Origin of the sequence: Pedobacter nototheniae (genome assembly GCF_004335085.1) — a bacterium.
Classification (GTDB): Bacteria; Bacteroidota; Bacteroidia; order Sphingobacteriales; family Sphingobacteriaceae; genus Pedobacter; species Pedobacter nototheniae.
In genome coordinates this window covers 1-24820 of record NZ_RQRS01000010.1, presented here as the reverse complement: position 1 = coordinate 24820, position 24820 = coordinate 1, and the positions used below count along the sequence as shown (strand labels likewise).

The following is a 24820-nucleotide window of genomic DNA, read 5'->3' as shown; positions in this document are numbered from 1 at the left end:
TATAAATTATGAAATCCCTATTTAAAACATGCATTCTGCTTTGCGTTTGCTTAATTTCTTTAACAGCAATGACTTATAAACCAAAACGTATAATCTTTTTTGGTGATTCTATTACCCAGCAAGGCGTATCTGCTAATGGCTACGTAACTTTGATTAAAAAAGCATTAGATTCTACGAAATACAATGTTATAGGTGCCGGAATTGGTGGCAATAAAGTTTACGATTTATATTTGCGCTTAGAAGATGACGTACTAAATAAAAAACCAGATTTAGTTGTTATTTATGTTGGTATTAATGATGTATGGCACAAACAATCTTCGCATACTGGAACAGATTATGATAAATATTTAAAATTTTATCAGGCTCTAATCAATAAAATTCAAGGTGTTGGAAGTAAAGTTGTGTTGTGCACCCCATCCGTTGTTGGCGAGAAAAAAGATGGTTCAAATGATCTTGATGCAGATTTAAATAAATATGCAGCGGGTATAAGAGAACTTGCCGCAAAAAATAATCTTCCGCTTTGCGATTTGAGAAAGGTTTTTACAGAATATGAAGCCAAAAATAATCCTGAAGATAAAGAAAAAGGCATTTTAACCGTTGATAGAGTACATCTAAACAATATTGGTAATCAATTGGTAGCAGATCAATTGTTGCCTTTAGTAAAATAAAGCAAGTTCTTTAGTGAACATGGATAGAATTAAAGATTAAATAATAGAAGGGAAATTCTCATTTTGAGGATTATGTGTATATGATTAACCGCGAAACGATAGATAAGATAATGGATACCGCCCGTATTGAGGAGGTAGTAGGGGATTTTGTGCACTTAAAAAAACGCGGAACCAGTTTAATTGGTAATTGCCCTTTCCATGGAGAAAAAACACCATCTTTCCACGTATCCGTTACCAAAGGTATTTATAAGTGCTTTGGCTGTGGCAAAGGTGGCGATTCGGTTCGTTTCATTATGGACCATGAGAAATATTCTTATCCTGAAGCACTTAAATTTTTAGCGAATAAATATAATATTGAGGTTGCCGAAACAGAATTAACACCTCAAGATGCAGAAGCACAAAGTGCAAAGGAAAGCCTTTACATTGTTTCTCAGTATGCGGCTGCGTTTTTTGTAAAGCAACTTTGGGAAACTAGCGAAGGTAAAACCATCGGATTAAGCTATTTTAAAGAGCGTGGCTTTAGAGAAGATATTTTAAAGAAATTTGAAGTTGGCTATTCACCAGATGTTTGGGATGCCATGACCCAAAGCGCCATTAATAATGGCCATAATTTAGAGTTTTTAGAGCAAACAGGTTTATCCATTAAAAATGAAAAGGGAAAAATTTACGATCGCTTTCGTGGTCGTGTTATGTTTCCCATTCATAATTTTACTGGCAGAATTATTGGTTTTGGTGGACGTACGCTAAAAACTGATAAAAATGTTCCTAAATATGTAAACTCGCCTGAGAGTGAAATTTATCATAAATCTAATGTTCTTTACGGTCTTTTTCATGCTAAAAAGGCTATAAGAGACTTAGATAACTGTTACCTTGCCGAAGGTTATGCAGATGTACTTTCTGTACACCAAGCTGGTGTAGAAAATGTTGTGGCATCATCAGGAACGTCATTAACAACCGAACAGATTAAGCTAATTGGTCGCTTTACACAAAATGTAACCATTCTATTTGATGGAGATGCAGCGGGTATTAAGGCATCTTTACGCGGTTTGGACATGATTTTGGAGGAAGGGCTAAATGTTAAGATTGTTTCCTTCCCTGATGGGCACGATCCTGATTCTTACATGCATCATGTGGGTGCAGGCGCTTTTCGGATTTACATCGAAAACAATCGAAAAGATTTTATCCTTTATAAAGCCAACGTTCTATTAAAGGAAGCTGGCAACGACCCCATTAAAAGAGCAGGGATTATTCGTGATATTGTAGAAAGTATTGCTAAAATTCCTGATCCGATTAAAGCCTCCGTATTTATAAGAGAATGCAGTAGCTTGCTTGAAATTGAAGAACGGATTCTCTTAACAGAATTAAATAAAATGCGTTCGGCAAAGCTGAAGAAAAGCTTTCCATCAAATAATAACAATTCTTATTCAAATAATAATTCATACTCGTCTGGCCCACCAGAACCGCTAGGTCCACCTGATAATTTATGGGATGATAGCGCTGGGCCTGATGGCGTACAAGAGCAGGCTGATACCGATGAGCACCAGGAAAAGGAAATTGTACGGTTATTATTAGCATATGGCCACGAATTTGTAAATTGGGATAGCATAGATGATATGTACATTGGCTCCTTTATTGTGCAAAACTTAGCCGATGTTGAATTTACCGATCCGCTGTGCAAAAAGATAATCGATTACTATAAAATAGAATTGGAGGATGGGCGATTACCAACCGCTAATCATTTTATTAAACACGAGGATAGGGCAATTGCAGATTTGGCTATTACGCTTTCAACTTCTCCATATTCTTTAAGTGAAAACTGGCTAAATAAACACCTTATTTACGTTAAGGATGAATCATCAAATTTAAAAGCTACAATTTTAGGAGGGATATTTCATTTGAAGAAAAGGAAGGTAGATGAAATTTTAAGCTCTCTTTTGAAGGAAATTAAAGAAGAAAAAGACGGTGATAACCAAGCCATTTTAATGCAGCGATATGCAACTATTAAAAATGTTGAAAGAGATATTTCAAGATTTTTAGGGTCTGTAATTGTTAAATAATTATTAATTAAATACATTCCATGGCAATCCATAATGATTTAGGAAGATTGGGTGAAGCTATTGGAAAGCGCTATTTAGAGGAACAGGGATACGAAATTTTAGACGAAAACTGGACGCACGGTAAATCCGAGATAGATTTAATTGCCTATAAAAATGGTTTAATGTTTTTTGTAGAAGTAAAATCAAGAAGCTCAGTAGCATTTGGACAGCCAGAGGATTTCGTAAACAAAGCAAAGCAGAGGCAAATGGAATTGGCTTCGCTTGCTTATATTGAAATGATGGATCATCAAAATGAAATTCGTTTTGACATAATCGCCATCACATTTACAAAAGATCATAATTATACACTAAAACATATTGAAGATGCATTTTGGCCAGAGGATTAAACAAATTAAAAATACATTTTTTATAGGCATCACCATTGCATTTGCAAGTGCTTGTCACCAAGAAACCACCACCACTTATAGAAGTTTTATAACGCCAGAATCTGGCACAAACGTAGCTTTAGGGAAGCAAGTGGATGTAAATATTCAGTTTGGAAAAGATAAGCCTGTAGATTCTGTGGTTTACTTCATTGATTCTAACAAAATAGTTTCTCAAAAGGATACTGCAGATATTAAATTAAAAACTGACGGCTTTAAAATGGGAAGCCATTTAATTATTGCAAAAATTTATAAGGATGGCAAATCTGAAGATTTAACTTCTAATATTAATATTTTGGCCGCTCAAGCTCCTATAGAATATACTTATAAAATAATTAAAACTTTGCCGCACGATACTTCATCTTATGTAGAAGGTTTGGAATATCATGATGGGTTTTTTTATGAAAGTGCCGGAAGTTATGGCGCTTCAAGTTTGAGAAAGGTTGAGGTGAATACAGGAAAAGTAATCCAGAAAACAGACTTGGATAAGCAATATTTTGGCGAGGGAATTACTGTGGTTGGAAATAAAATAATTCAATTAACTTATAGAGAAAAAGTTGGTTTTGTATACGATAAAACTACTTTTAAAAAACTTTCTGAATTCCCTTATACCGTTGGTATTGAGGGTTGGGGCTTAGCTTTTGATGGAGAAAAAATTTTAAATACCGACAGTTCTAACACAATCTATTTCCTTGATAAAGATACTTATCAGAAAATCGGCTCAATCGATGTCTTTGATAATAAAGGACCAATAAAACAGATAAATGAATTGGAGTATATTGATGGAAAAATTTATGCAAATGTTTATACTACCAATAATATTTTAATTATAGATCCAAAAACAGGTGCTGTGGAAGGTAAAATAGATCTTTCGGGACTTTTACCCAATGGCTATTTTAAAACAGAAGATGAAATTGCAAATAACGTACTTAATGGAATTGCATACGATAAGGCCGGAAAAAGATTATTTGTAGCAGGTAAAAAATGGCCAAGTATCTTTCAGATTCAGGTTATCAAAAAATAAGGTTATTAATTATGAGCTTGTCTAAAAGTTATTTGTAAATATGGCATTTCGACAAGCTCATTTTGATGTAAATCTTAATATTCTTATTTCTTCTTTGGCTCACTTATATAGCCATTAAAAGTAATGGGCTGCCTATTTGTACTAATTGCATTTAAGCTGGCATAACCACTTGTAGAAACGCTAAAAGTTAATCTATAATTATCCCGTTTAACATCCTTCGTATTAATTTGGATAGTATAGTTTCCTTTTTTATTTTTCGTTTGGGTGTATGTAAAATCTTTTGAAGTAAATTTTATTCCACCTTCGTTAGGATCCATAGGTGCATTGTAAGCACGGCCATAATATGGAAGATACGCGACAATACTATCTGGTGTTATTTTTACGTCGTACTGCGAACCAGATAAATTAATTAAACTTCCATTTTGCCCTCCAGGCATGCTTGCCATTACTCTGGTAACATCCATATTAAATAGTGGTGTGGCAGAGTTTGCAACAAAAACGAAGTTTTTATTATCCACAATTCTGACCGTTGTTTCTTTATCTGTTTGCGCAAAAACTTGAGCGGTTACTGCAAGGAGTATTATGCTCATTAAATATTTTAAATTTTTCATTCTTATATGTGTTTAACAATTTAAAGATGCAGAAAGTGTTAAAAATCCATAGATAAAAGGAATTATTATAATAAATATACTAAGAAACGGTTTAAATTTCACTAACTAAATATTTTACTCCGCCACCCTGGATTTTTCAGTAGCAGTTATTGTTGCTTTTGTCTTCAAGAGGACTGCGTCGTTTAGTTCAGGATCTTTTAAGATAGATTTTGAAACACCGACCATGGGTCTGGAATGACTTGGTAATGGTCTGGAATGACTTGGTAACGGTCTGGAATGACTTGGTAACGGTCTGGAATGACTTGGTAATGGTCTGGAATGACTTGGTAATGGTCTGGAATGACTTGGTAACGGTCTGGAATGACTTGGTAACAGTCTGGAATGACTTGGTAACGGTCTGGAATGACTTGGTAACGGTCTGGAATGACTTGGTAATGGTCTAGAATGACTTGGTAATGGTCTAGAATGACTTGGTAACGATCGCGAATGACTTGGTATCTTTGGCTGTCTAAAAGGGACATTGTATTTCCTTGTTTGAGAGGGATTATTTTCTTTTAAAGAGGCATTATCTTTCATAATACTAACATCCAAAATTCAGGCTATTTATAATCCCGGTTAAGTGTGCCAATAAATAACCAAAAGGTAAAAATTATTGATAAAAAAAACCTTTCCCTAATTAAATAAGGAAAGGTTTTTGTAAAAAAGTTATAAAATTTGAGTGATTACTTTGCAGCAACAGGCGTTGCATAATTATCAAACTGGTTCACGGTGAAACCTGATTTCTTTAAGCCTTCAATAAATGCTTCCGTTTTACCAACTATTACAACACGTGTATCATCGTGATTGAAATATTTTTTGGCAACTCTTAAAACATCATCTGTAGTTACCGCATTAATTTTTTGCAGATAGGTACGGTAGAAATCCTTAGGCAAGTTGTTGATTAAAATGTTGCTTGCAAACGAAGCCGTGCGGGCAGGATTTTCGAGTCCTAAGGCAAATGATCCATTATATAGATTTTTAGCATTTTGTAGTTCTTCTGCAGAAACTTTTTCGGTACGAATAGTGTTTATTTCTTTTAAAAATTCAACAACAGCGCTATCTACTTTTTCGTTTCTTACGGCAGCAGTGGCAGAAAATTTTGATTGGAAACGACCAGCTCCTGTACTCGCATAAGCACCATAAGTAAAGCCATGCTTTTCTCTCAAGTTATTAAATAATCTGGATTCAGAACCACCACCTAAAATTTGATTTGCCAATAAAACAGCAAAATAATCTGGGCTACTCATTGGTAAGTCAATTAGGTTGGTAACTGTAATTTCAGATTGAACAGCGTTGCCAACATTTACAACATCTACCTCGGTTTTAGCAGGATTGCTAACTTTTGCCAACTTTGGAATTGTTAGCGCAGTACCTTTCCAATCGCCAAATGCTTTTTCTGCAAGCGCTTTTGCCGCTTCAGGTTTAATATCTCCAACAAAAGTTAAGAAACCTCTTGATGGCGTAATGTATTGTTTGTAGGCATTCTTAACGTCATCTAATGTTATTCCATTAATAGAAGTTTCGGTTGTAAATTCTCCGTTTGGATGGTTTTTGCCATAAGCAAGTGCATTTACAACACGAGCAGAAATTGCTTTTGCGCTCTTCTCGTTAGATTTTAGTCCCGTTAAAGTTTGAGATTTAATTTTTTCAAAAGAAGCTTGTGGAAAAGAGGGCTTACGGATTCCTTCGGCCATTAGCATAAATGCATTGCTAAAATAACGCGTTAAAGCAGAAACACTTCCGCCGGCAGCAGTTAAATTTACATCAGCACCAAGCTGATCTACAGCTTCATCAAATTCTATTTTGGTTTTGCCTGTTGTACCTTCGTTTAGCATGCTACCCATTAAGGATACAACTCCAGCTTTTGCACCCTCTGTAATAGGGCCCGCATCAATACTATAACTAGCCGTTACTTTAGGAAGTTTATGGTTTTCTACTACTAAAACTGTTATTCCATTTGCTAATTTGTAAATAACAGGATCACCAATGGTAATAATTGGCGCTGGGCCTGGTTTTGGTTTGTGACTACGATCTATGGTTTGTGCTGATATGCCTTGAGCCAATAAGGAAACAGCAGCTATAATGAATAATTTTTTCATGTTCTGAAATGTAATTAATTTGAAAATAGTTTTTAGCTGTTATTTTTTTGGTAAGTAATACAATACAACCCTTTGGTTTTTGTTCAGATATTTTTTTGCAACATCTCTAATTTCCTCACGGGTAATTGATTTAATAACCTCCAGTTGCTTGTTAATATCGTTTGTATCTTTATTGTGAAAAGTATAGCCATTTGCTAAGTTTTCTGCAACACCAAGCATTCTGCTATTTGCACTTACATAATTGTTTTCAAATTGATTTTGGAGTTTTTTATAATCACTTTCACTTATTAAATCGGTTTGAAGACGCAAAACTTCATCATCTATATCTTTTAATAAATCGTTAAGCGGTGTGTTTTTATTTGGTAAAGCTAGTGTGATATAAGCACCATAATCTTCCAAAGTATAATTAAATGCAGCCACTTGTAATGCAGTTTTTTTCTGATCAACCATTTTAGTGCTTAATCTAGAGCTTCCACCGCCAGATAAAATTGAGCTAATCATTCCTAAAACCTTATTCTCTCTGCTCTTCATTCCTGGTACACGGTAAGCAGCAAAAATTGCAGGAATTTGAATATTGGCATCATAAGCTGTATCTATAACTTCTTTTGTAATTGCAGGCAACTCGTAAGTTTTTCTAATTACGGGTGCACCTTTTGGTACCTCGGCAAAGTAAGATTTTACCAAAGCTTTGGTTTTTTCTACATCAATATCGCCAGCAATGGTTAATACTGCATTATTAGGTACATAATACTTTTTAAAAAAAGCAATAAACTCACTTAGTTTAGCAGCATCTAAATGTTGCATAGAACCAATTGGCTGCCATTTGTATGGAGAGCCATCAAAAAGATGTGAAAATATTTTCTCTGTGAATTTACCATATGGAGAATTATCTATACGAAGACGCTTTTCTTCCTTTACTACTTCGTTTTGCGTTTTTACACCAACTTCATTAATTACTGGTTGTAACATACGCTCACTTTCTAACCATAAGCCCAATTCTAATTGGTTAGAAGGAAAAACCTCATAATAAAATGTACGATCCTGAGAGGTGTTGGCATTGTTTTGGCCGCCATTACTGCTCACAAGTTTCATAAATTCACCCCTTTTTATGTTTTTAGAACCTTCAAATAAAAGGTGTTCAAAAAAGTGTGCGAAACCTGTACGCGTGGTATCTTCATCTTTAGAACCTACGTGGTACATAACAGATACAGCCACAACTGGCGCAGTTTTGTCTTGATGCAAAATAACATGAAGACCGTTGTCGAGATCATATTCAGTGAACTGTACTTTTTGAGCAAAAGCGCCAAAGTACAGCCCCGAAATGGCCATTGTTAAGAGGAATTTTCTTTTCATTTTAAATAATAAGTGTTTGTAACTATAGGGTTAGTTGTGCTAAAGTAAAAAAATATATTACAAAAAAAGACAGCTTGTGGCTGTCTTTTAAATATTTGATTTAATTTATCTCCAATCTTTATATTGGTTAATTAGTCCATTTGTTGAGCTATCATGGCTAGAAACTTTTCCTGTTCCTTCAAGCTCAGGAAGGATTTTTTTAGCGAGTTGTTTACCTAATTCTACACCCCATTGATCGAAACTAAAAATGTTCCATATTATGCCTTGCACAAATATTTTATGCTCGTACATGGCAACCAAACTTCCAAGACTATATGGTGTAATTTTTTTCAATAAAATTGAATTTGTCGGGCGGTTACCTTCAAAAACTTTAAACGGAGCCAGTTTTTTAATTTCAGCATCTGTTTTACCATCTTTTTTCAACTCAGCAGCCACTTCTTCTTCCGTTTTACCATTCATTAAAGCTTCAGTTTGTGCAAAGAAATTGGAAAGTAAAATTGCGTGATGTTCACCAAGTGGATTTAAACTTTGTGCAGGAGCGATAAAATCAGCAGGAATAATTCTTGTACCCTGATGGATTAGCTGATAAAAAGCATGCTGTCCGTTGGTGCCTGGTTCGCCCCAAATAATTGGTCCTGTTTCGTAATCAACTTCGTTGCCATTTCTATCTACATGTTTACCGTTACTTTCCATATCACCTTGTTGGAAATAAGCAGAGAAGCGGTGTAAATATTGATCGTATGGTAAAATTACCTGAGTTTCTGCATTGTAGAAATTAATATACCAAACGCCAAGTAAGCCTAAAATTACTGGAAGATTGCTTTCAAATTCTGCAGTTTTAAAGTGATTATCTGTAGCGTGTGCCCCGGCAAGTAATTGTTTAAAGTTATCAAAACCAATACTTAAAGAAATAGATAAGCCAATGGCGCTCCATAAAGAGTAACGACCACCAACCCAATCCCAAAATTCAAACATGTTTTCGGTATCAATACCAAAAGCAGCAACATCTTTAGCATTAGTTGATAAGGCTGCAAAGTGCTTGGCAATATCATTTTCTTTTCCACCTTTTTCTAAAAACCAGCTACGTGCAGAGTGTGCATTAGTCATGGTTTCTTGTGTGGTAAAAGTTTTCGAAGCCACTAAAAATAACGTTGTTTCTGCATTTAAATCAGCTAGAGTTTCGGCAATGTGTGTACCATCAATATTAGAAACGAAGTGAATATTTAAGTGATTTTTGTAGTGTTTTAATGCTTCTGTAACCATTACAGGGCCTAAATCAGAACCGCCAATACCAATATTTACAACATCAGTAATTGCTTTACCGGTATAGCCTTTCCATTCGCCACTGATAATGCTATTGCTAAACTTTTCCATTTTAGCCAAAACAGCATTTACATCAGGCATAACATCTTTGCCATCAACCAAAATTGGAGTATTGCTTAAATTACGTAAGGCAATGTGTAAAACAGAGCGATCCTCAGTTTCATTAATTTTTTCACCGTTGTACATTGATTTAATGGCTTCATCCAATTTACACTCACGAGCCAGTTGCATCAATAAAGCCAATGTTTCATCGCTTATTCTGTTTTTACTATAATCGAGTAAAATATCTTCAAAGAATACCGAAAATTTGGTAAAACGATCCGCATCTGCTTCAAAAAGATCTTTAATACTTTTTTGATTAATATCTATAAAATGGTCAGCCAGGTATTTGTAAGCTTCCGTTTCGGTAAAATTTATTTTTGGTAGCATATTCTTTTGTTTTCTGTAAAAGTAATAAAGCAAAAATTTAAAATTGTCTTTTAAGGTTCAAAAACAAAAGAATTTTTTATTTCGATTAAAGCAAGTAACTTGCATATAGTTCCTATTGACAGTTAATCATCCTCATTAAATTATAAGAAATAAAAACATCATGTTAGAAAACTTAAATGAATTAGTGCGGGAAAACGCACAGGATGCTGTTGTTAACAATAGCGCAATACCAAACGAGCACAATGAAGCTGTAATACAAGCCGCTTCCAGCTCTATTTTTGATACCTTGAAGGATAAATTAACTTCAGGTGATATTGGTTCTTTAACCGATATTTTTAAAAGCGAAAATGCAGAAGGGAGCGCCGTTGCCACTCAGGCTTCGGGTACTTTTGTTGATAAGCTAAGTGCTTTAGGAATTAGTGGTGATACAGCCAAATCTATTGCGGCGAGTATTATTCCTGTAATTATTAGCAAGTTTACACAGAAAACCAATGATCCTAATGATAGTTCATTTAACATTCAGGATGTAATTGGTAAGTTAGCTGGCGGTGCAGATGGCAAATTTGACCTGACTGATGTAATTGGAATGTTTGGTGGCGGTAATAAAGATCAGGCTGCTGGTACGCAACAAGAAGGTGGCGGCATTCTTGATAAATTAAAAGGAATGTTTAATTAGAAAAAAAGATTCTTTCTCAAAGGCTATACAGATTTGTATAGCCTTTTCTGTTTCGCCTGAAATCTAATTAATTTAAATTGATTAGATTAGATCTTTCGAAACATCTTCTCCAACCATTAAAAAAATATATAAGTACATTTGCGTAATGACTAAAGAACAAATACAGGATTTAAGTTCCAGAATAACGGAACTGAGGAGGCATCTTTGACGTTGATGAACTACTTTATGCCATCCGTGAGGAACAAAAATTAACGATGGCGCCCGATTTCTGGGACGACCCGAAAAAAGCAGAAAAAGTATTAGCCGATATTAGTTCGAAGAAAAAATGGACTGATGGATTTGATGAAGCAAACCGTGCAGTAGAAGATGCTGTAGTGATGTTTGACTTTTATCAGTCTGGAGACGCTTCTGAAGAAGAAATGCAAGAGCAGTTTGATTTAAGTAAACAAGCTGTTGCCGATCTTGAATTAAAAAACATGCTGAGTAGTAAGGAAGATCAGCTTTCTGCCGTAATGCAAATTACTGCGGGTGCTGGTGGAACTGAAAGTTGCGATTGGGCTTACATGTTAATGCGTATGTACATGATGTGGGGCGAGAAAAACGGCTATAAAATTACGGAGCAAGACAGGCAAGACGGAGAGATTGCAGGTATAAAAACAGTAACCATTCAATTTGATGGCGACTTTTCTTATGGTTACCTAAAAGGAGAAAATGGTGTTCACCGTTTGGTACGGATTTCTCCTTTTGATTCTAATGCACGAAGACATACTTCTTTTGCCTCGGTTTACGTTTATCCATTGGTGGATGATACGATAGAGATTAATATTAATCCTGCCGATGTGGAATTTGAAACTTTTAGAGCTGGTGGTGCAGGAGGACAAAATGTAAACAAAGTTGAAACTGCTGTTCGTTTGTATCATAAACCCTCAGGTATTATTATAAAAAATCAGGAATCCAGATCTCAGCTGCAGAATAAGGAAAATGCATTACGTTTATTAAAATCTCAGCTTTACGAAATTGAACAAAGAAAACGCAATGAAGAAACCGCTGCAATTGAAGGTTCTAAGAAGAAAATAGAATGGGGTTCTCAAATTAGGAGTTACGTTTTGGATGATCGCAGGGTTAAGGATCACCGTACGAATTATCAAACTTCGAATCCGCAGGCGGTTTTGGATGGCGATATTAATGATTTCCTAAAAGCATATTTAATGGAGTTTTAATTGAAAATTATGATCAAATCATCACTTTTAGGTATTCTGTTTTTTATGGTCGCAACTTATGCTCATGGGCAGCAAATTATTCCTTTATATCAGAGTAAAATACCTGGATCAAAAGATAGTGAAACTTATAAAGAGGTTTCTGAAACAGGAAAAGACGGAATTATTCGGATTAGCAAAGTGAGCGAGCCAACACTTATGGTGTTTCAGGCACCTGCGGCAATAGCCAATGGAGCGGCCGTAATTATTTGCCCTGGTGGTGGCTACAGCATATTGGCCTATAACCACGAAGGTACCGCAGTTGCTAAACGATTTAACGAAATAGGTGTTACTGCTTTTGTATTGAAATATCGTTTGCCAAGTGAAGAAATTATGGTTGATAAAACCTATGCCTTGCTTCAGGATGCTGAACAAGCTATTTATCTGGTAAGAAAAAATGCTAAGCAATATGCTATTAAACCAAATAAAATTGGAATCATGGGCTTTTCTGCTGGCGGACATTTAGCGTCTACCTTGCTTACGCATTACCACGATGTAAAAATAAATGATGCAGAAAAGGTTAGCTTAAAGCCTGATTTCGGTGCTTTAATTTATCCGGTAATTAGTTTTGAGCAATCGGTACATACCGGTACAATGAAAAATTTATTGGGCTCAAATCCGCCAGATAGCTTAAAACATTACTTTTCGGCAAACCAAAATGTAACGAAAAAAACTCCGCCAACATTTTTAGTGCATGCTAAAGATGATACAACGGTGCCGGTTCAAAATAGTATTTTGATGTACGATGCACTTAAAAAACATAACGTAAAAACGGAATTGTATTTGTATCCAAACGGCGGTCATGGTTTTGGCTTGCACAATAAAACATCTGATGTAGATTGGTTTAATTTATTGAAAGATTGGCTTAAAAACATTTCAGTAATCTAGTTATTGAAACAAATTCAAAGGAATATGAATAAAGAACTAATAAAGGTTTTGTTTGCAAGCTTTGCATTGGCAATAATTGCGGTAGCCAGCTGTAAAAAAACATCAGATACTGACCCAGTAATAGATCAAAGTTGCAAAGCTGTTAAAATTGATGATTATACAGAAACAACTTTAAATAATACGTATAACCTTACTTATGATGCTAGTAACCGTTTAATTCAACGTGCGGGCACAAAAAACACTTTAAATATTACTTACGATACGGATAAGGTAACTGTTACTGGCACTAACAGCGGCAGTTTGGATATTACCCTAAATGCAGGCACAGCTGTTAAAGTAGCGGGTACTGGTACCACCAATTATGAAGAATATACCTATACCAATGGATATATTACTTCTGTAAAGTATTACGAAGCCAATGTTTTAAAATCAACTTATACCTTGTCTTATTCTGGTGGTAATTTAGTTGGTATTACAAGAAAGGACGTAGGCTGGACGGCAGATCAAACTGATGTTACTGCAATCACTTATTCATCAACTCCAACAAATCCTTATCTGCAATTTGCTGAGCCATTTAATACAATGGTTTCTCATTTTGATGCTCCATATCGTATCTATGGAAACATGTCTACTGGCATTGTAACCAAAATAGTTAATACCCAAACAACGGTTTCGGGTACGGTAACTAATCAAACCGTTACAACTAATACTTATACATATGAGAGGAATGTAGTTAACGATACCTCTAGTCCTGTAGATCAGTTGCCTAATTATGTATCAATTGGTATTGTGAAAAATGTTAAAACCTTAACTGGCACCACCACCAATACCGATGTAACTACAAATCTTAAATATAAGATAGGTTACGGCTGTAAATAAATTATATAAATGAGGTGGTTATTTAAAACTACCTCATTCTAAGCTTTATCTTCGGCAATAATATTTTGCAATTCATTTAATTCTGCCACTTTCTCTGTAGCACCAGCATTTTCATAGGCAGAAATTAAGTTTCTAATTACCCGCCTAATAATGTCGCTATTGGTGCAGGGGCGATAATATTCTGGTAAAGCTTCTAAATTAAGTTGCCTTAAAAACTGATCTACATCATGTTTACCAAATATATTGCCACGGTTAAATGCATTAATATAAAAAAGCACACCATACTCTGTACCCTCTTGCTTGCTTTCATCTATATAACCTAAGATAAAATGTTGTGGCAAATTAATGCCATAAATAGGTAAATCAAGCTTTTGAGCGAGCGTAGAATAAATGATTGCCAAAGAAATTTGATTACCTTTTCTACTTTCTAAAACCTGGTTTAAGTAAGAATTTTGCGGATCATGGTGGTTTTTAGTGTTTCCACCAAAGCCATATTGTTGGTAAAGTATATGGTTAATTAGTTTCACTTTTTCTACCGAACTCATTTCGTACTGCAAGCCCAGCCAAATATCCCGTTTAATTTCTTCCAGCTGAATTATTATTTTCTGCTCATCTAAGTCAGGATATTGGTACCGATTAATTATCAGCGCACCCTGTAATAAATCAAATGCACCACTTAAATACCATAAATTTAAATCTTCCTTAACGGTATTAAACTGTATTTGATGAACAATATTTTCAATACGTTCTTGTAAAAGCCCATCAAAAGATTGCTCCCAAGCATTTTCTAAATAGTGGATCACGGCGCCACCATATTCCAGCAACTTTTGCTCAACATGCTGATAAACTTCTTCATCAGGATCATCAAGCAATTTTACTAAAGCACTTATCTCTGCGTTATTTTCCATAAAATGTACATCCATTTGCGACGTTTAATTACTTTTGCAATAATATGCTATTTCAATTTATTACAGATTATCTTAAACACCGTTTAACAGCCAAATCAAGGCACGGTACACATTCTCCGTTTGCCTATAAACTGGCCGATGAGGTAATTTACGATTTTACAGAGAAAACTGAATATAAAAACGTAGAAGCGCAGCGAAAAAAACTTTTTAATGACGATTCAGAAATCACCGTTACAGACCTTGGAGCGGGTTCTCACCTTAATAAAAACCGTACAAAAAAGGTTAGCCAGATTGCGAAAAATGCCCTTAAAAGTCCGCGTTTAGCCCAGTTAATTTATCGCCTTGCGAAAAACACGGAATCGAAAAACTTAATAGAACTTGGAACTTGTCTCGGTATCACTTCAGCATATTTATCAAAAGCAAAACCCGAAGCAAAAATTATTACCATAGAAGGTTGTCCACAAACGGCAAAAGTTGCTCAAAGCAATTTTAAAGCCTTGAATTTGGATAATATTGAACTCCACGTTGGTAATTTTGATTTAATATTGCCTGGTATTATCGACAAGCAAGAAAAGTTAGATTTTGTTTATATTGATGGTAACCACCGAAAGGATGCAACTTTAAATTATTTTAATTGGTGCTTGCCTAAAGTTCATGATAATTCACTTCTGATTTTTGATGATATTTATTGGAGTGAGGGAATGAAAGAAGCTTGGGCAGAAATTAAAAACCATCCTGATGTTACAGTAACTATAGATTTGTTTTGGATTGGACTTGTTTATTTCAAAAAAGGACAAGCTAAAGAGCACTTCAAGCTTAAATTTTAGACTTATTTTTTGATTTTTATTAATGCTTAAATCCTAACCAGATTTACAACTATGAAGCGGTTTTTGATATTAACTTTTAGCTTACTTCCAATTTTATGTTTTGCACAGGGGGTAAGAACTCAAATAAATGGGAAAATAAATTTTCCTGAATATGATAAAAGTTCGAGGTTAATTTATTTCGTTTATCAACTAAAAGATCAATCCATTTTGGATAGTACTTGGATAAAAAATAATGCCTTTACTTTCAATAAAAATTTAAGTCCTAATGTTAAGGTAAAGCTACTTTTTACCAAACCTGGAACTTCGCCAAATCAGGCTGCAGATCCTAATACTTTAAACTTTTTTGTAAAAGAAGGATCGGTAAATGTAGATGCTACTGGATATTTAGGTAGAGCAAAAGTTACTGGTGTACCCATGCAGGAAGAATACGTGATTTTTAAAAAAGTATATTTAAAAATAGATACGAATTTGCGTTTGTTGGGCTGGAAAAAGAAAAGGACCAAAGCAACTGATAGTTTAAAAATGAAAGCTGTAGATAATGAGATAGATTCTGTTAGAAATGCTAAAATGAAGCTTTTGGTTACATTTTTAGATCAAAATATAAGTAAGCCTTATGCGCCTGATGCCATTTTTATGTACTTAAAAGCCAATGGTTCTACTCTTGATTTAGCCAAGGCAGAAGGTTATTTTAATTCGCTGCCCGTAGAGCAACAAAAATCTGCTGATGGAAATGATATTGTCAAAGAAATTGCTGATTTAAGGAAAAAAGACAAAAAGAATTAATCTGAACAAAGACTATGATAATCTTCAAAAAACACATTTTTCTTTTTAGTTTAATTTTCTGTAGTTCTCTATACTGTTTGGCTCAAAAGGATGGAAATACAATCAGCGTGCTTAGTGGTGTAAACTTTTACGATGGTTATGCAAAGCCAGTAAATGAACCAGTTTTGCCGGGCTTAACCAGATTAAGCAACACCAAATACATGCGCAAGTTTACCGATGAAGAAAAAGCAAATATTGGCAGTACTTTGGGTGTTAAATTGGTGGTAACTGCAGGTTGTGATAATTATGATAGAATAGGACGGGTAACTTTATATAAGACTCCAAAAAATAAATCGTTTGACGATCCCAAAGCCGAAGAATATGAGTTATTGCGTATTATGACGCCCTTTATGTATAAATCACGTAAGCCCGATCAAATTCCTTATATCGTGCAAGCAGATCAGGTAACGGGTTTATTTAAAGATAAAAGCAGTGATATTTGGGTACTAACAGAAATTTTTGGAACAACGGGAGCAGGACAAAAAGAAGTAGTTGGTTGCAATGGTTCTCTGTTAACCTTTACTGTTTCTGTTGATTTTATTAGCGATAAAAATAAAACTAAAAGCTCCAGTCAAATTACCCCTTTGCTGAGTTATTTCCCTTTGGATGGCAAGGATACAACTGCTGGTTATAATGCTAAAGAAATTGAATTTACGGTAAAGAAAAATAGTAAATCTAATGTATTGTATCTAATTTCATCAGGACATGGAGCTGGTGATAATGGCGAAGAATACAATTGGAGGCAACATGTTTTGTATTTAGATGGGAAAGAATATACTCATTTAGATATGAGCCAAAATTGTAGCCCTTTCGAAATTTATAACACCCAGCCCAACGGAATATATTTCGGCAATATTGCGAATGAACGTCGTAGTTGGTGCCCTGGTGCCCCTGTGCCAGTTCGCATTGTTAATTTGGGCCCGCTAAATGCTGGTAAACATATATTAAAAATTTCTGTTCCAGAAGCAAGCTTGCTAAAAACAGAAAGTAATTACTTAATGTCTTGCTATTTGGTAGCGCAATAAGCACCAAACGTCCTCTTCTCAAAGTTTTATTTATCTTGAAAACTATTTTAATAGCTTTATTATCAGGTTTTTATATTTAATAACTGATTTTTACGTTGTGTAACTTATTTTTAAGTTGTAAAACTGAAAAATAAGTTATAGGTTTGAGTATGGAAGAATTAACTAAAACAGAAGAGCGTATAATGCAGGTTTTATGGAAACTGCAAAAGGCATTTGTTAAGGATATTATTGATGAATTGGATGACGAGCCGAAGCCGCCATATAACACCATATCTTCAATAGTGAGGCTTTTAGAGAAAAAAGGATATGTTGCTTATAAGGCATATGGAAAAACATATGAGTATTATCCGGCCATTAGCAAGGATGAATATGCTAAAACAACTTTCACCAAACTATTTTCGGGCTATTTTGATAACTCGGTTAGCAACCTAATTTCTTTCATGGTGAAAAAGGAAAACCTAAGCCAGCAGGAAATAGAAGAAATTCAGAAAATTATTAACCAGGAAACGAAATGATAATATTAATTTATTTACTGAAGGTTTCGGCATGTACAGCGATTTTCTTTGTGGTTTACAAATTAATGCTGTCAAAACTTACGTTTTTTAACTTAAACAGGGTTTATCTTTTGTTCATGCTATTGCTGAGTTTTATTATACCAGCATTAACAGTCGAAAGCCGATTAGAAATTAAAACTCCTAAGCACTCAATTGTAAACAAAGTAACCTATAATAATGCAAATACAGTTGAGAAAGATTTTCAAGATAATGGAGCATCTTCCCATACTGTAGACATAAATTGGAGTAGAATTTTTGAGTATACTTATTATTCTATTTTGGCAATTTATCTTTTTAAAATGCTGTTTATGATAGGGTTTGTAAAAACTGAAATTCGTAAACAAACCATCGATAAAAATGGATTTGTTTTTCTAGTTAATGCAAAATCGGCAATAAAAAACTGTTCTTTCTTTAACTATATCATAATTGATTCTGCTTTGCCTTTTAAAGAAAGAAGTTTGGTTATTAAACATGAATCGGTACATGTGAAGCAAATGCATGCTTTTGATAAGATTTTAGCCAACCTAATTGTGGCTATTTTGTGGTTTAATCCAATCATCTATTTCTGGAGAAATGCAATAGACCACAATCACGAATTTTTAGCTGATAGAGAAACTTCAAAAACCTCTGATAAGAAGATTTATGCTTCATTATTATTGAATCTCGCCATACCATCAAAAAGCTTTATAACAAATAGTTTTAGTAAACTTCCACTAAAAAGCAGGGTGAAGATGTTGTATAAAGAACCAACTTCAAAGCAACAAAAACTTATTTATCTATTAATTATTCCTGTGGTTTTTGTCTGTTTGGTGGCTTTTGTTAATCATAAAGAAATAATTGTAGCAAACCATGCAGACATGAGCCAAAATCAGCCTAATAATATAGAGACGAATGCTTTTGAGGTAAGTTACTTTAAGAATGGTTTGAAAGTAAATCCAAATTTAAAAGAAGATGAAATTACTTTAGTAGTAGATGCTGGGCATGGAGGAAAAGATGATGCTGGAATGGCATTGAACGGGCAAAAAGAAAAGGATTTAAACCTAAATGCAGTTAAAATTTTAGAGGAGGAAGCTGTAAAAAGAGGGATAAAAGTAATTCTGACCAGAAATAATGATGAGTACTTAACACTTCGTGATCGATTACCGAAACAAAATTCTACAGCATTTATTTCTATTCATCACAATGCAGTTTCAAACGGTGTTAAGCCTAGCTTTAACGGTATTGAAGTATATGTTTCTAAATTAAACAGCAAGGTTAAAGTGGCCGAAGAATTAGGGATAGGCATTTTGAGTAAACTTAGCCAGTTAAAGGGTATTGAAGTAGAAAAATCCTTAAGGGATGGAAATCTTTTCTTGTTAAGGGAATCAAAGGTGCCAGCAATTTTGATTGAACTTGGAAATATTTCTAATGAGAAAAGTTTATCCTACATCAAGGAGGAAAAAAATATACGTCGAATCAGCAATTTGATTTTGGATGGCTTTGTGGCATTTTCAAAGAGAGGTTGCTAATAATATCATAATATGGAATGGTTGTTAATCTATTTGTTCAAAGTAAGTGTTTGTACAACTTTGCTTTTTGGATTTTATCTTTTGGTTTTAAGGAGATTAACTTTCTTTAAAATTAACCGTTTTTATTTAATTATCAGCTTATTATTAAGCTTCATTATTCCTGCAATTCAGATTAATATAGAGCGGGCTGCTGAGCCTAGCGCTATAAGCTCTCAACAAAATTTAATTATTCAACCTCAGGAAATAGTACAATCGATGCCATTAGTACAAACGATAGAGGATGAACCAATTGCAATGATAAACTGGCTTACTTTGGCAGAAACGATCTATATTATTGTAGTGGTAGTATTGTTTTTAATTTCTATGCTGCGATTATTTCAATTATTTACGCAGGCTAAAAAATACACACATCAGGTAAATGGCTTAAAATTAATACCTAAGCAAGGCGGTTTTACAAATTGCTCCTTCTTAAATTATGTATTCTTTAATCGAGATAATTTAACGGATGATGAGTTACAGATTTTATTAAAGCATGAGCAGGTACATGCTAATCAATATCATTCGGCAGATAAAATACTGATGATGATTTGTAAGGCGATTTTATGGTTTAATCCTATCGTGTACTTGTATAATGAAGCTTTAGAACAAGTTCATGAGTACGAGGCGGATCACCTTTCATCTTTAAGCTTTGGGAATAAAGAATATGCAGGTTTGTTGCTAAAACTGGCAATAATAAAGAGCGATATGCCTTTAGTTCACAACTTTGTGAAAAGCCCAGTTAAAGAAAGAATTAAAATGTTGTTTCAATCTAAATCTAAAAGCATGAAAAAGTTAACGTATTTATTGGTTTTGCCGTTTGGCCTAGGCTTAATGTGGTTATTTTCTGTTCAAATTGTTTATGCTCAGATTTTAGCTCCAGCTAATGTTAGTGTTAATAAAGATCTTATTCGGAAATCTACTTCGAGTGAAGTAACTAAAAACAAACAAACAATTAGTTCTTCTAAATTTAAAGCTAAAGAAAGAGAGTTTAAAACCACACCGCTAAATGCTGATACAGCTAAATTCGGGGCATTGGTGATGCCAAAATTAATATCTTACAATAAGCTTATAGGAGATATGAAAAGAAAGCTAAACAAGTTTGAAGATGTTGAAATGGAAGTTTATGGGGGTAAACTCAAAGCTGCCTTCGCAGAAGTGGATATGGAAAATGGAATTATCAATGCTAAAGATGTTGTTTTTGTTAATAGATATGGAAATGAAGTAAGTAGCAAAACAATGATTTTTGAGTTAAAGAAAGGCACTTATTATGCAAATACAGAATTAAAGCAATCTAGTAGCATGCCATCAGAATTAAGACCTGAAAGCATACTGGAAGATAAGGTGGAATATAGCGCAAAAGATTCTGTCAAAATGAGTAAAGATAAAAGCATTATCTATTTGTATGGAAATGCAAAAATGAGCTATAAGGATTTTGATATTATGGCAGATCAAATTATTTATAACACTAAAACTTTAACTGGCTCAGCAAAAGATCCTGTTTTTGTAAACAGGAAAAATCAGGCAATAATTTCTGGGAAAAGTTTAAAATTTGACTTAAAGGGAAAAACTGAGATTTGGCAAGATTAATTAAAAGCCTAAACTATAATCATTTTCCATCAATGAAAATATTTTTAACTTTTTTAGCATTAGTAGTTTTTACATTAAATGTTTCAGCACAATTTACAATTAGTGGTAAAATAAGTGATAATGAGAATAAGTTTCTTAGCGCAGTTACAATTAAATTGAGTAGCAAAAATGGTATTAAGTATGCTCAAAGTAATGAAACAGGTTATTATTCTTTTAATAATTTAAAAGCTGATGAATATAAACTTGCTTTTTCATCCATCAATTTTCTTAGTGAAGAAAAAACAATAATCTTAAAAGAGAACCTTGAGCTTAATGTTGTTTTAACAGCTGCAACAACTAATCTTAATGATGTTCAGGTTAGCTTTAAAAAGCCATTAGTAGAGAAAAAAATTGATAGAACAGTTTTTAATGCTGAAAATAGCATAGCAGGTATAGGTACCGATGCACTTGAGTTGCTTGGAAAAGTACCTGGCGTTAGGGTTTTAAACGATAAGATTTCGTTAGTGGGTAAAAGCAGCGTTAATGTGATGATTAATGATAAACTTGTGCAGTTATCTCAGGATGATCTGTCAAATTACTTAAAATCTATTCCATCTGCTAGTATTTCAAAAATTGAAGTAATTACAAATCCACCTGCCAAATATGATGCACAAGGGAACAATGGTTTAATTAATATTGTGCTTAAAAAGGTTGTAGCAGAAGGTTTTCAAGGTGCTATAAATTCTGTTTTTACACAAGCTAGTCATGAAACGGCATCCATTGGCGGTAATTTAAATTATAGAAAAAACAATTTTACCTTGTACGGGAATTTTAATTTTCGAAAAGGTTCTTTAGTTCCATTTGAGCAAAGCGATATTTTTTACGCCGATCAAACCCGAAACACGGTAAATAAAGATCGAAATTTTAGAACAGTACCCAGCGGACAGGTTGGTATGGATTATCAGCTAAGTAAAAACACGGTTCTAGGGGTATCTTACAATGCAGGTCATACTGATTTTCATTCAGAAGAAAATATAAAGACAACGATCTTAAACCAGCAGCAAAAAATAGATTCAATTTTAAATTCTGATGCAAATGCGATAATTAAATCAAATTACAATGCCGCAAATTTCTACATAAAGCAACTAATTGATTCTGCCGGGAAGCAAATTATTTTTAACGCAGATTGGTTTAAATATAACGATGATAAGCAACGGTTTTTTAATAATACGGGTTATTATGGCAATGGTACTTTTATTCCCAATTCGTTTGCGGAATATTTATCTGCAAGTAAGCAAAAAATAGATTTATACACTTTAAAGGCTGATGTAGATTTACCCTATAAAATTTTTAAGCTTTCTGTTGGTGCTAAGTTAAGCTTCATTAAAAATGCCAGCGATGTTTCATTCTATAAAAAGAACAATGAAATTTATCAGCTCGATCCCAATCAAAGCAATGTATTTAACTATGAAGAAAATACACAGGCTATATATGTAAATGTGAATAAACAGATTAATAAGTGGGCATTCCAGGCAGGTTTAAGAGGCGAGTACACACAAGTTAAAGGAATATCCGTAAATGAAGAAAATCAAACCGATTACTTTCAATTGTTCCCCACCTTATTTATTTCGTATGATTTAAATAACAAAAGTGTGCTCTCCATTAATTATGGCAGACGAATTAATAGACCAGCCTACCGGAAATTAAACCCATTCCGATGGTACAGCAACCCCTCAAGCTATGCAGAAGGAAATCCTTTTTTGCAGCCGTCGTACAATAATAATATTGAAATTTCTCATACTTATGCTGGCATTTTTACAACCGTTTTATCTTTCAGTAATACCAGTAATGGTTATAGTGATGTTAACTTTGTTGAAGCAAGCTCTAATATTCAAGTTTCAAAACCAGTAAACTTTATTACCGGCAATCAATACCAATTAAGTAATTCAATAACGCTTAATCAATTAAAATGGCTCGAAAGTAGTAATCGATTGGATATTCTTTATTCAACAACCACATCCAAAATAAGTCAAACCTTGCCCAATTTAAACGGTTTTGGAGCCTATTTTTCTACCTTAAACCAGTTTACCCTCAACCAGAAGAAAACTCTTTTTACCGATATTAGTTTTTGGTATCAATTTCCAGGTTTAGATGGTTTTAACAAAACAAAAAGTCAAAGCAATATTGATTTGGGTTTCAAAACCTTGCTTCTTAATAAAAAGCTGCAGTTGGCTTTCAGTGCATCAGATGTTTTTAAAACTAACAAGGATAGATTTAATACCGTTGTTAATGGAATCAATCAATCCTATAACAATTATTACGATTCTCGCCAGTTTCGACTTAGTATTCGCTATAGCTTTGGTAATGCAAAAATTAAACAACAAGATCGGAAACCTGGAAATGAAGAGGAGCGTAGAAGAAGCAATTAAAAGGCTTCTGCCAAACTCACATAAAACCCGCTTTGGCGCTTTTCATTTCTTAGTTTTTCTCCAATACCATAATCCAAGCGTACACTTAAACCTTTAGCTGGATCAAAGAAATAACGTAATCCACCACCTAAGTTTGGTTTAAACTTATTTACTCTAAAATCCGTTCTTCCCCAAACTGTACCCGTTCCTGCAAATAAAACAGCACCAAAGCGGTTGTTATAGCGGTAACGTAATTCTGTTTGTAAAGCCAGTAAATTTTCATCCCGATAGCGGCCGGCATAATAGCCACGCATAATCTCATCATTTCCCAATTGCGGCAATAAATAAAAAGGAGTGTGGTTGCTTTGTATAGTATTGTATATTCCTTGCGCACCAAGTACCAGTTTTTTGCCTAAGCTCCAAAAATTACGGATGTTTAAGGTAATCTGACTGCCGGTAAAACTCTCACCACCAAAAAAATCAGGTGCATATTGGTAAGTTACACGCCCAAAGAAACCTTTTGTAGGGTAGTTGTTGGAGTTTCTGGTATCATAACTTTGAGATACACCTGTAAAAATTACACTTCCACCTTTTTTTCCTGAAAAACTGTGTTTATTAAAAATTCCATCAGGGTTTTTATCCGTAAACTCATAATCTTCAAAACCTAATGAAACACCAGTATAAGCATTTTTAAGAAAGGTTTTTTCTAAATCGAGTGCAATTTTTAATTGCTGTTGTACCAGTTTATCCTGATCTATTTTATGCGTGTTATTACCAATCCCGAAAAAGTCGAAAGGCATTTTTTTAAACCTGATATCAGCAATTGTATGATAAATATTTCCCTTGCTCCAGGCATCACCCTGTAAACTTACACTATATGTTTTTTTGGTAGAGTATGATGCCGTTCCAGAAAAGTTTGAACTCCTGTTGGTTGTATCTTTTCTATCTCTATAGTAAGAAAAAAGTGCGCCCAAACCAAATTCAAAGCCGGTTTCTTGTGCATATCCAAAAACTGGGATAGGCATAAAGCTAGCTTTACGAGTTGTATCTTTTTCTTCAGAAAGGAGTTTTTTGATGAGTTTCATCTGTGCCATGCCGGGTAAAGAAACCACCAGAAGAAAAAATAAAACGTATATTTTTTTCATGGCGCAAAGAAAGGCATTTTAACTAAAAGTTTATAATCCCGTGATTGAATGTATATAACAAATGATTGAATGAGGGGATTTTGATTGAATGAATGTTAACGGTTAATGATTAAACGTAACTATGGAATGATTGAATGTATATAAGAAATGATTGGATGAGGGGATTTTGTCCTCTCCTAAAAAAACTTGACACATTTTGGTTTAAAAAAACCTTAAAATGAATCAAGAAAAAAGAAGCAATGGATTTAGTATTTTAGTGTCTGATTCTTTCGATCGTACCGACGACCGCAATGC

At 34.1% G+C, this 24820-nt stretch carries 22 protein-coding genes; 16 read left to right on the top strand and 6 right to left on the bottom strand.

The genetic code is table 11. The features are described 5' to 3' along the window. Positions 1-8 precede the first annotated feature (8 nt). The 4 genes from EHC72_RS10295 to EHC72_RS10280 all read left to right on the top strand — a co-directional run bounded on the left by EHC72_RS10295 (position 9) and on the right by EHC72_RS10280 (position 4171). On the top strand, positions 9-668 hold the full coding sequence (locus EHC72_RS10295) for an SGNH/GDSL hydrolase family protein (RefSeq protein ID WP_131537610.1): 660 nt from the start codon (positions 9-11) through the stop codon (positions 666-668). 80 nt (positions 669-748) lie between these two features. Next, positions 749-2725: a DNA primase gene (gene dnaG, locus EHC72_RS10290; RefSeq protein WP_131537609.1), complete on the top strand. Its 1977-nt coding sequence runs from the start codon at positions 749-751 to the stop codon at positions 2723-2725. Between the two features lie 20 nt (positions 2726-2745). Beyond that, a complete protein-coding gene (locus tag EHC72_RS10285) occupies positions 2746-3111 on the top strand; it encodes a YraN family protein (protein ID WP_131537608.1) in 366 nt (121 codons plus the stop codon). After that, the gene (locus EHC72_RS10280; RefSeq protein ID WP_131537607.1) at positions 3089-4171 is read left to right on the top strand and encodes a glutaminyl-peptide cyclotransferase; all 1083 of its coding nucleotides are present in this window, start codon (positions 3089-3091) and stop codon (positions 4169-4171) included. The genes EHC72_RS10285 and EHC72_RS10280 overlap by 23 nt, the downstream gene beginning before the upstream one ends. 83 nt (positions 4172-4254) lie before the next feature. Here EHC72_RS10280 and EHC72_RS10275 read toward each other — a convergent pair whose 3' ends face one another. Next, entirely contained in the window at positions 4255-4782 is a 528-nt protein-coding gene (locus EHC72_RS10275; protein ID WP_131537606.1) for a DUF4251 domain-containing protein, read from the bottom strand. 209 nt (positions 4783-4991) lie between these two features. Here EHC72_RS10275 and EHC72_RS10270 point away from each other — a divergent pair, with 209 nt between their 5' ends. Further along, a complete protein-coding gene (locus tag EHC72_RS10270) occupies positions 4992-5225 on the top strand; it encodes a hypothetical protein (RefSeq protein WP_131537605.1) in 234 nt (77 codons plus the stop codon). A 279-nt stretch (positions 5226-5504) separates the two neighbouring features. On the opposite strand, the gene EHC72_RS10265 is transcribed toward EHC72_RS10270, so the two are convergent. The 3 genes from EHC72_RS10265 to pgi form a co-directional block, all read right to left on the bottom strand. Next, on the bottom strand, positions 5505-6920 hold the full coding sequence (locus EHC72_RS10265) for a M16 family metallopeptidase (protein ID WP_131537604.1): 1416 nt from the start codon (positions 6918-6920) through the stop codon (positions 5505-5507). A gap of 39 nt (positions 6921-6959) precedes the next feature. Next, entirely contained in the window at positions 6960-8273 is a 1314-nt protein-coding gene (locus tag EHC72_RS10260; protein WP_131537603.1) for a M16 family metallopeptidase, read from the bottom strand. Between the two features lie 105 nt (positions 8274-8378). Continuing rightward, the gene (pgi, locus tag EHC72_RS10255; protein WP_131537602.1) at positions 8379-10025 is read right to left on the bottom strand and encodes a glucose-6-phosphate isomerase; all 1647 of its coding nucleotides are present in this window, start codon (positions 10023-10025) and stop codon (positions 8379-8381) included. A gap of 160 nt (positions 10026-10185) precedes the next feature. Between pgi and EHC72_RS10250 the strand changes: the two genes are divergently transcribed. From EHC72_RS10250 to EHC72_RS10235, 4 genes are all read left to right on the top strand, one after another. After that, on the top strand, positions 10186-10701 hold the full coding sequence (locus EHC72_RS10250; protein WP_131537601.1) for a DUF937 domain-containing protein: 516 nt from the start codon (positions 10186-10188) through the stop codon (positions 10699-10701). 145 nt (positions 10702-10846) lie between these two features. Further along, a protein-coding gene (gene prfB, locus EHC72_RS10245; protein ID WP_211660304.1) for a peptide chain release factor 2 occupies positions 10847-11921 on the top strand; the annotation gives its coding sequence in 2 pieces (ribosomal slippage) (positions 10847-10906 and positions 10908-11921; 1074 coding nt in all). 9 nt (positions 11922-11930) lie between these two features. Next, a complete protein-coding gene (locus EHC72_RS10240) occupies positions 11931-12845 on the top strand; it encodes an alpha/beta hydrolase (protein ID WP_131537599.1) in 915 nt (304 codons plus the stop codon). A gap of 24 nt (positions 12846-12869) precedes the next feature. Beyond that, on the top strand, positions 12870-13724 hold the full coding sequence (locus tag EHC72_RS10235) for a hypothetical protein (RefSeq protein ID WP_131537598.1): 855 nt from the start codon (positions 12870-12872) through the stop codon (positions 13722-13724). Positions 13725-13762: 38 nt separating this feature from the next. Here EHC72_RS10235 and EHC72_RS10230 read toward each other — a convergent pair whose 3' ends face one another. Further along, a complete protein-coding gene (locus EHC72_RS10230) occupies positions 13763-14632 on the bottom strand; it encodes a transglutaminase-like domain-containing protein (RefSeq protein WP_131537734.1) in 870 nt (289 codons plus the stop codon). A 44-nt stretch (positions 14633-14676) separates the two neighbouring features. Here EHC72_RS10230 and EHC72_RS10225 point away from each other — a divergent pair, with 44 nt between their 5' ends. The 7 genes from EHC72_RS10225 (at position 14677) to EHC72_RS10195 (ending at position 23402) form a co-directional block, all read left to right on the top strand. Next, positions 14677-15459 carry an O-methyltransferase gene (locus EHC72_RS10225; RefSeq protein WP_131537597.1) on the top strand — a complete coding sequence of 261 codons (783 nt, stop codon included), beginning with the start codon at positions 14677-14679 and terminating at the stop codon, positions 15457-15459. A 51-nt stretch (positions 15460-15510) separates the two neighbouring features. Beyond that, positions 15511-16242 (top strand): DUF4369 domain-containing protein, encoded by a 732-nt coding sequence (locus EHC72_RS10220; RefSeq protein ID WP_131537596.1) that lies wholly within the window; start codon positions 15511-15513, stop codon positions 16240-16242. Positions 16243-16319: 77 nt separating this feature from the next. Continuing rightward, positions 16320-17306 (top strand): peptide-N-glycosidase F-related protein, encoded by a 987-nt coding sequence (locus EHC72_RS10215; protein WP_211660303.1) that lies wholly within the window; start codon positions 16320-16322, stop codon positions 17304-17306. Positions 17307-17455: 149 nt separating this feature from the next. Further along, complete coding sequence (locus tag EHC72_RS10210) at positions 17456-17821, top strand: BlaI/MecI/CopY family transcriptional regulator (RefSeq protein WP_131537594.1); 366 nt, start codon at positions 17456-17458, stop codon at positions 17819-17821. Continuing rightward, positions 17818-19368, top strand: coding sequence for an N-acetylmuramoyl-L-alanine amidase (locus EHC72_RS10205; protein WP_131537593.1), 1551 nt, complete (start codon positions 17818-17820; stop codon positions 19366-19368). The genes EHC72_RS10210 and EHC72_RS10205 overlap by 4 nt, the downstream gene beginning before the upstream one ends. A gap of 12 nt (positions 19369-19380) precedes the next feature. Beyond that, positions 19381-20994 carry a M56 family metallopeptidase gene (locus tag EHC72_RS10200; protein WP_131537592.1) on the top strand — a complete coding sequence of 538 codons (1614 nt, stop codon included), beginning with the start codon at positions 19381-19383 and terminating at the stop codon, positions 20992-20994. Between the two features lie 32 nt (positions 20995-21026). Continuing rightward, positions 21027-23402 (top strand): outer membrane beta-barrel family protein, encoded by a 2376-nt coding sequence (locus tag EHC72_RS10195; protein ID WP_131537591.1) that lies wholly within the window; start codon positions 21027-21029, stop codon positions 23400-23402. On the opposite strand, the gene EHC72_RS10190 is transcribed toward EHC72_RS10195, so the two are convergent. Then, positions 23399-24526 (bottom strand): BamA/TamA family outer membrane protein, encoded by a 1128-nt coding sequence (locus EHC72_RS10190; protein WP_131537590.1) that lies wholly within the window; start codon positions 24524-24526, stop codon positions 23399-23401. The genes EHC72_RS10195 and EHC72_RS10190 overlap by 4 nt on opposite strands. Between the last annotated feature and the right edge of the window lie 294 nt (positions 24527-24820).